Source organism: Spirosoma harenae (assembly GCF_054776975.1).
Genome location: NZ_BAAHBD010000017.1, coordinates 140,368 through 146,998 on the forward strand (window position 1 = coordinate 140,368; position 6,631 = coordinate 146,998).

At 43.9% G+C, this 6,631-nt stretch carries 8 protein-coding genes; 7 read left to right on the forward strand and 1 reads right to left on the reverse strand.

Translation table 11 applies throughout. The features are described from left to right. Positions 1–116: 116 nt before the first annotated feature. The 3 genes from ACYVE4_RS21960 to ACYVE4_RS21970 all read left to right on the forward strand — a co-directional run bounded on the left by ACYVE4_RS21960 (position 117) and on the right by ACYVE4_RS21970 (position 2,659). Entirely contained in the window at positions 117–479 is a 363-nt protein-coding gene (locus ACYVE4_RS21960) for a YtxH domain-containing protein (protein WP_461042393.1), read from the forward strand. A gap of 260 nt (positions 480–739) precedes the next feature. Continuing rightward, the gene (locus tag ACYVE4_RS21965; RefSeq protein WP_461042394.1) at positions 740–1,009 is read left to right on the forward strand and encodes a hypothetical protein; all 270 of its coding nucleotides are present in this window, start codon (positions 740–742) and stop codon (positions 1,007–1,009) included. Between the two features lie 30 nt (positions 1,010–1,039). After that, positions 1,040–2,659, forward strand: coding sequence for an FAD-binding protein (locus tag ACYVE4_RS21970; RefSeq protein ID WP_461042395.1), 1,620 nt, complete (start codon positions 1,040–1,042; stop codon positions 2,657–2,659). Positions 2,660–2,732: 73 nt separating this feature from the next. Here ACYVE4_RS21970 and ACYVE4_RS21975 read toward each other — a convergent pair whose 3' ends face one another. Further along, entirely contained in the window at positions 2,733–3,278 is a 546-nt protein-coding gene (locus ACYVE4_RS21975; protein ID WP_461042396.1) for a DUF2911 domain-containing protein, read from the reverse strand. A 242-nt stretch (positions 3,279–3,520) separates the two neighbouring features. Between ACYVE4_RS21975 and ACYVE4_RS21980 the strand changes: the two genes are divergently transcribed. The 4 genes from ACYVE4_RS21980 to ACYVE4_RS21995 all read left to right on the forward strand — a co-directional run bounded on the left by ACYVE4_RS21980 (position 3,521) and on the right by ACYVE4_RS21995 (position 6,547). Beyond that, on the forward strand, positions 3,521–4,654 hold the full coding sequence (locus ACYVE4_RS21980) for a tyrosine-type recombinase/integrase (protein WP_461042397.1): 1,134 nt from the start codon (positions 3,521–3,523) through the stop codon (positions 4,652–4,654). Positions 4,655–4,668: 14 nt separating this feature from the next. After that, positions 4,669–5,298: a hypothetical protein gene (locus tag ACYVE4_RS21985; RefSeq protein WP_461042398.1), complete on the forward strand. Its 630-nt coding sequence runs from the start codon at positions 4,669–4,671 to the stop codon at positions 5,296–5,298. A gap of 124 nt (positions 5,299–5,422) precedes the next feature. Then, positions 5,423–6,139 (forward strand): hypothetical protein, encoded by a 717-nt coding sequence (locus ACYVE4_RS21990; protein WP_461042399.1) that lies wholly within the window; start codon positions 5,423–5,425, stop codon positions 6,137–6,139. A gap of 96 nt (positions 6,140–6,235) precedes the next feature. After that, positions 6,236–6,547: a helix-turn-helix domain-containing protein gene (locus ACYVE4_RS21995; RefSeq protein WP_461042400.1), complete on the forward strand. Its 312-nt coding sequence runs from the start codon at positions 6,236–6,238 to the stop codon at positions 6,545–6,547. Positions 6,548–6,631: the final 84 nt, after the last annotated feature.

Consider the following 6,631-nt stretch of genomic DNA (forward strand, 5'->3'; position numbering starts at 1 on the left):
TAAGAAGAGAGTTGGCTATCTGTCTGATGGACAAAGGGTTGTCTTTTGTTACTAACAGTTGGCACACTTTTTAAATGGATACAGACAAACGTAGAAAAACTTAAACAGACCCTATTATGAGCTTTCTAAGAGGAGTACTAGCCGGTTTAGCCATTGGTTACTTGACAGCACCACGGAGTGGTAAAGAAACCCGTGAGAAATTGACGGACAAAGCCAATGAACTGCAAAATCAGTGGGAAGAAGGTGTTGATCAGGTAAAAGCGAAGGTTGATCGACTCGTCGGCAGAGCCAGTAACCAGGCTGACCGCTATGCCAATGAAGCCGAACAGGTATTTGAAAAATACAAAGATGATGCGCAGGGAACAGTTAATCAAAAACGTACCCAGGCCAAACGAGCCTATAACAATACCGTTGATGACGCAGCCGATGCTGTTCATTCGGGTATAGATAAAGCAGAAAATGCACTAAGGGTAAATTAATAAGTCGGGTTATCTAACCGACATAAACGACCGCAATGACACTTGCCTATGGGTAAGTATCATTGCGGTTTTTATTTGTATTTGCCGTTCAATCAATGTGTTGGAGATCGTATAAGGAATAAATCTAACTTTTCCTTCAGTTACACCATACCTTCTCTTTTGCTATGATTCGGCACTCACCTCCTTTGCGGATTGCCCACATTTGTAGGCAACGAACGAGGGTATTTCTGATCGCAATCATGCCCTTATTTTCCGGGTGTATGACTACACGCGTCACAACCGAGCCCGACTGTGATACCCCCACAGGAGTTACGTACACGCAAAAAACCATAACGGGTTATTTCTGGGGTATCAAGCAACCGACCGATCTGAAACCGCCCTGCGATCCACGATTCAATCACCTCAATAGTGTTACCGTAAAATCCACATTTGGCCACTATTTGCTAACGACTTTTACGCTTGGTATTGTCAATAAGCAACAAGTACGGTGGTGTTGCGCCCCTTACGTGCCTCCACGAGATTCTCTCTAATCCTCGTTCATCGTAATCCGTATAAAACATATGAGCCTGCCAAATGGACTTGAGCTATTAAACGTCAGTTCATTGACGAATAAACACGAAAATTTTACCCAGCCCTTAACACCTAATGCTTCTTTCAAGCTACGGATTCCGACTGCTCCGACTGATACTCGAGGAGCGTATAAGCAAACAACAGCTAACCTGCAATGGCTAATCCGACACGCTATTGGGAACGGATTACGTATGCGAATGATCGGAAAAAACTGGTCATTTGCGAAGGTAGGAGTTACCAATGGCGGCATGATTGATGCTAATGCGCTGACAACGACCTTGAACGTTCGCAGTACATCGGTTGAGTCGGCTTACCTGGCGAAGGGTAAATCGGCTAGTAATTTGTTGTTTACTGAATGCGGTATCACGGTTCACTTGATCGAGAAGATGCTTTTGGATAGCAAAAAATCGATTCGGGCGTCAGGAGCCAGTAACGGGCAAACGATTGCTGGCGCTATATCGACCGGAACACACGGTGCTGCATTCAATTTTGGAGCGGTTCATGATGCCATCGTCGGTATTCATCTCGTTTGTGGTCCAGATCGCCATATCTGGCTTGAGCGGGCATCGAATCCAGTTGTTAAGGCTAGTTTTACGACGGGTCTGGGTATTTCTGAAGTCTTGCGCAATGATGAGCTTTTTAACGCAGTAGTGGTCGGTTTTGGCTCATTTGGCTTTATTCATGGCTTGCTACTCGAAACAGAAGATTTATTCTGGCTGAAATCGTACAGTTTTGATAACGTTCTTTATAATCCGGCCCTGAAAAAAGCGATGACGGATTGTGATTTTTCGGGTATAGCCAATCAGTTCAATCCACCACTTCCTGATTTGCTTGCCAATGAGAAACCCTATCATTTTCAGTTGATTGTAAATCCTCATCAAATCGATCTGAACGGAATCGATGCTAGCCGGGGCGCGTTTGTTAGGATTTTGTATAAACATGCTACCAAGCCTGCGCAGGCTGTGTCACCGCCAGCCAAACCGGATTTTATATACGGCGACGATACATTGGGATTGATGCAAAAAGTGCTGGATTTACTGAATCCTGGGCATCTTGTGCCTCTATTGGTCAATCAATTGTATCCATCGGCTATTGAACAAACGAACGGTTGGGTAGGTACAGTTATGGACTTTTTTGCGCCTACGGATATTCGGGGGAAAGCGTGCAGTGCTGCTATTGGCGTCGATTCACGGGATAGCCCACGGGTACTGGAAAAAATTATTGAGTTGAATAAACAGTCGGCTTTTCCGGGAATTTTGGGGCTTCGCTGGGTCAGGCAAACGTCGGCTACGTTGGGCTTCACTCGTTTTCCAATTACGTGTGTCATAGAACTGGACGGCATCGAATCAACGCTAACGAATCAGTTTCTGGTACGGGTATGGGACAGCCTGGAATCCGACGGAATCCCTTATACCATGCATTGGGGAAAAGTGAATTTTGGGCTCACAGCCCAGCGTGTTCGGAACATGTTTACTGACGGAAATGTGAATTCCTGGCTTAAAGCTCGTCAGCACTTGTTAGATACGCCGACTCGAGCTGTGTTTACCAACGAATTTATGGAGAAGTGTGGGCTCACGCAGGAAATTGTAGTCAATGAACCAATTATGTAGGCAGTAGGCAAGCATAAAAAAACCTAAAAGGTCTGCGAGACCTTTTAGGTTTCAAAACGTAATTTTTACTGGCTTACTTAATGGAAATCGGCACTTCAACTGTATCCCATCTTAGGGTAACGCCATTCCCTGTAACTTCGTAAGCAAGTTTTTCATTCGGTGCTGACTGCTTCGCCTTTGCATCAACCGTCAATACATCGTTTGCTGGGTCGCGGTTGGCTTCACCACCCCGTTTGATTCCCCACTGACCGGTTTGCGAATTGAAAATGAATTTCCAGTCTTTTTCGCCAGGAATAGCGAACAGACTGTATTTGCCAGCTGGCAGGTTTTTCCCTTCAACTTTGATGTCTTTGTCTGTCTCGAAGATGGTTGCTTCATTCGCACCAGCCCGCCATACTTTTCCATACGGAGCCAGTGTTCCAGCGGGGTCCCATACCTTTCGGCCTTTTACGGATGGGCTGCTGTAATTGATTGTGATGGTGGCGCCACCAATCTTGCCACTAGCTGTAGCTGGCGGACTGGGTCGGCTAGCTTTGTCTCCCTGTGCAAAACTCATCATGGTCATTAGTAATCCGGCCAGCGTTAGCGCCATGATCCGGCTAATTTGTTTGGTTTTCATACAGTAATAAAAGGTTAGAATTAGGTGCGAAAGTAGGGAAATTTCTATAAACAAAATGCCCGGTGAATATTAAGCTTATACTAAACTACTAAAAAACTATTGTAAGGTCCTGATAATGGGGCTTTTTTAATGTCGTTACTCTAGATACTACTAGTTTGTTATTGCCTTGTTTAGTGGTTTCTTGTACCTTTATAGTATCCGGGATACAACTCCCTGTTAGTCGAGGTACAAATTAGTATTGAATGAAAGCCACGCTTCGAGAAAAGCCAATCAATGATGGACGTAAGAGTCTTTATCTGGATTTCTACCCACCTATTCCACATCCCCAAACTGGAAAGCCTACCCGGCGCGAATTTTTAGGCCTCCACATTTTCGAAAAGCCTAAGGGTGAGCTGGAACGCAGGCACAATAAAGAAACCCGCCTGCTGGCTGAGAACGTCTGTGCCCAGCGGCAGCTTGCGATCCAAAGCGGACACTACGGCTTTTTAACTAAGACGGATACTAGTGCGGATTTTCTAGCCTGGTTTAAGGAACAGGCTTATAAGGAGAAAAAGAAACGCAGTCTTCAAAGCGGTTATGCCTGGCCCAGTGCCTATCAACATGTAGAAAAATTTACAGGTGGTAAACTGCTGGTTAGTGATGTAACTGAAGAGTTCTGCAAACAATTTCGAACGTACCTGACGAAAGCGAAGCCATTAAATGCCTCCCGGTCAAACAAGGCTTTACTTTCCCATAACTCAGCCTCTGGCTACTTTACGATCTTTAAAATAGTGCTGAAGAGGGCATATGAGGAAAAGATACTGGAAGTTAATCCGGGTGAACGGGTAAAGCCCATCCCTATGAAAGAAACGCGCCGGGAGTTTCTGACGATGGATGAATTGCAGGTGCTGGCTAACACGGAGTGCGATATTGACGATCTCAAACGAGGTGCTTTGTTTTCTGCCCTGACAGGCCTACGCTACAGTGATATTGAAAAACTGGTCTGGGGGGAGGTACATACGGGTAAAAAAGAGAACTACTTACGATTCACCCAGAAGAAAACCGAGGGAGTAGAAACGCTTCCGCTTTCGGAGTCGGCCTGTGCGATTCTTGGAAAACGGGGTCTTGATTCGGAAAGGGTGTTTCCAGGGCTGCTCTATTCGGCCTGGCAAAGTCATCGATTACACCAGTGGATTCTTCGCGCTGGCATTACCCGGAATATCACGTTCCATGCCTTCCGGCATACGTTCGCTACTCTCCAACTGTCCTTGGGTACAGACCTCTACACCATTTCCAAGATGCTTGGTCATCGGGATATTGCGACTACCCAGATTTATGCGAAGGTGATGGATAAAGCAAAGCGTGAAGCAGCAGAAAAAATTAAGCTAACCCTTTAATCTGAATTTTTAAGATGGAAAGTTTAGACTTTTCTAAAGGTCCATTAAAAGATATACTCGATGCAGGTCGACTGCATGATTTCCTACTCGTGAAGGCCCCAGACATTGTAGGCTTCTTTTATCATGATGCTGAGGATAATCCAATCGACTGTAATATTTATCATCCCAAATACGGTTATCCGGGACACGTAGCTGACAGTTATCAGACCACAATAACGCCTTATAACGCCAGATCTTACCAAGACCCTAGAACCGGTCAAAGAGTTTGGTGCCGGGATTTTTTAGAAGTGTTGTGCGTACACGAAGATGAAACATACACGAATAAGGACGGGGAACAAGTTCTAATCGTATCCCGTTCATTCCCTCAGCAAAGACTTGCCAGTTCAGGGAATCCCGATGACTTCAAGGAAATATATGACAGGGAACTAGCCAAAAAAGGCTTGACAGATAATAAGTTCGATTCTGAGTTTTTCAAGGACTCACTATACAAACATATTCAGGATCTTATTGACCTTCACGAAGAAAAGACTGCCTATGAAGATCGTAAATTTACCTGGATAGGGTTAGCTAAAGAATTTCAGCAGTACCTAAAATCTGGGGGTGTAAAAAAAAGTCCATTCAACCGTAAACAAAGCTCAAACTGATTACTTTCAAAACGGACAGCCATTCACCTATTTCAGCAAGCTAAAGTCGGTTGAGGAAAAATTTATTAGGCTAACTGAAGAGGGGCTAAGTTATCAGAAGACAGGCTTTGAGGCAGAATTAGCTTTGCTATTCTCAACAGAGCGCGAAGCTATTCAACTAATTGGTGAAGAGCACAAACGGATTGCTATTCAACTAAAGGAGTGTGAAAACTGGCTGGAGGTGCAAAACCAATCAGTACCCGCAATTGTAGGCTATATATTACAAGCTGATACGCAAGAGTCTACAAGCCAAGAAGAACTTTGGAATACCATTTGGCCGCGTTTTAAGGATTGCCAGCGAGCCTACCAATTAACTGCATATTTAAAGTGGTTAAAGGAGAAGTGTCATCTATATAGCAGTTCTAATACTGCTAATGGAACACCTTTCGCGTCGCCCGATCCTCAACCGGATTCTAGAAATAACATCTTCAATCATCCTTTATCATTAGATGAGGTTAAAAAATGGTTTGTGCAATTAGCTGAAAATAAAAGCACAAACGGAAAGCCTTTCCTAACAACTGGCCAAGTCGATCAATTCATTGACAGGGCATTTGTTGGTAAAACAGATCTACCAAAACTGACACTAAATATTGCGGAAGGTGAGAGAGATTCAGTTAAAAAGTTATTCTATTTATTTTTTAAGCGTTGTACCCAAGACTATGCAATTGAGCCAACAACCCAATGCAAAGAGAAGTATGTACGACTATTGACAGACAATTTTAGTAACTACAATTACGAGATAGTATTTAATACATTTAACAAGCCAAAAAACTCTAATAAGAAATGGGATATACCTAATTAACGTCTACTAGAACTGTTTTAGGTCTACCAAGTCTATTTTTCAAATACCCCTAAATAAGCCTATACTATTGTGCAAGTTTTACAAAACACTTGCACAATGGACGCAATTACTTCATTTGACCAGGTTCCGGCCGCCCTCAACTTCCTAATAAATGAGGTAGGTATTTTAAGGCAAGCCCTTGCCGAACGTGGTGGCTCTTCGGTCGATCAGGATCAGTGGTTTAACCTCGAAGAATTTTGTCAGTATCACCCCGCTAAGCCAGCACCTACAACGGTCTATGGCTGGATATCTCGTCGCGCCGTTCCACATAAAAGAGATGGAAAACACCTCTTCTTTCTAAAGTCAGAAATCGATACTTGGCTAAGAGCCAAAGGACGTAGTACGCAGGAAGTGTACGTCGTCAAATGAAAGTGGACAAAAGGGGTGAAAAGGGGAAGAGACAATTTCCTAAATTGTTTCACTCAAACCAACTTGGTTATGTCCAATTCAGCC